Below are 1,162 nucleotides of genomic sequence, written 5' to 3'. Positions count from 1 at the left end.
GGAGAAGCCGGGGCGATTCACAGTTTGACCTGAGGTCGCTGCGCTCTTTGAGGATGGACCAAGGGAAGACCGTTCTCGTAAAGCAGACATCAGGGAAGACTGATCGTGAGATTAGAATTTTGCTTGGCCAATTCGGCTTGCGGCCGATAGAGGCGCTCTTGGCTAAGAAGGTGATACTGGTCGAGGGGCCCAGTGATGTCGCGTTGGTTCGCTCGCTCTTTCGGGTCTGGTTTGGAATGGAGCCGGATCGCCTTGATGTCCTGGTAATTCCCTGCGGGGGGAAGGTGCCACTGGTCGAACTAGGGCGGTTGCTTAGGGACTTGGGTGTTGGATTTCTGTCAGTGCTTGATTACGACGCTGGGCTGAAAGACAACGCGCCCTATTTTGACCCCCTTCCTGCCGGGGCTTCCGGACCTCTTGTTGAAGCGATTGATCAATTGATTTCAGTGATGCACTTGCCGAACGGTCGAAAGCCGAAGGCGGTAAAGTCTCTGGAATCGATGAAGAATGAACTAGATGTAGGCCCGCCACAAAGCGGGGTCTACGCTGGAAGCGTGCTTGACGCGGCTGTAAGGGCGGCTGGTCGACTTTCCGCTTCACAGGTGTCTCAAGTCTCCTCGGCGGTTGTTGCGCGCAAGCCTTCTAGATGGATTGACTTGCTTTGGGATGCTGGCGTCTGGCTGTGGAGCGATGATCCCGAGGCTCTGCTAACTGCGTCGGGAGCTTCAAGGAGTGTCGTCGAGGGGGTTCTCAGGGCTCGGGGCCAAGTATCCCCCAATAGTCCTGTGGGATCGCTAACTTCGATCCAGCTTTTTGAGAAACTCCATGGTCTAGCCCATGAACCGAGCATACTTGAGGAAGTCGTTGTAGCCGTTTTGGCGCAGCCTGCGATTGGCACAAATCAGTTTTCGAAGCTTAGGCAGAAGTTGGCCGCGATAATAGAGCGATAGATGGTTTTGATCTTTCGGCGCTGTCCTTTGGAGTGATTGGTGTCTTTGATGGAAGAGGGGGCTGATCTAGCTCTGCAAATTCGCGCTACTGAGCGAGTTTCGTTATGGCTCCGGCAAAACGGCAGGGATCTGCCTGCAACCTTGTCTCCAAGGACGGCTGTTGTTGCAGCATCTATGCAGGTGGTATTCGAGCATCACGGTGCGATCTTGTC

The 1,162-nt window shown here is 54.6% G+C and carries 1 protein-coding gene; it reads left to right on the top strand.

The annotated features are described in order from the left end of the window. Window positions 1-950: TOPRIM nucleotidyl transferase/hydrolase domain-containing protein (locus tag N790_RS15940; protein ID WP_169742143.1), on the top strand; the 950-nt coding region annotated here is incomplete at its 5' end. Window positions 951-1,162 lie beyond the last annotated feature (212 nt).

Origin of the sequence: Arenimonas malthae CC-JY-1, assembly GCF_000747075.1 — a bacterium.
Lineage (GTDB): Bacteria > Pseudomonadota > Gammaproteobacteria > Xanthomonadales > Xanthomonadaceae > Arenimonas > Arenimonas malthae.
The sequence above is the reverse complement of the archived record's forward strand: the minus strand, read 5'-3'. Positions and strand labels throughout refer to the sequence as shown.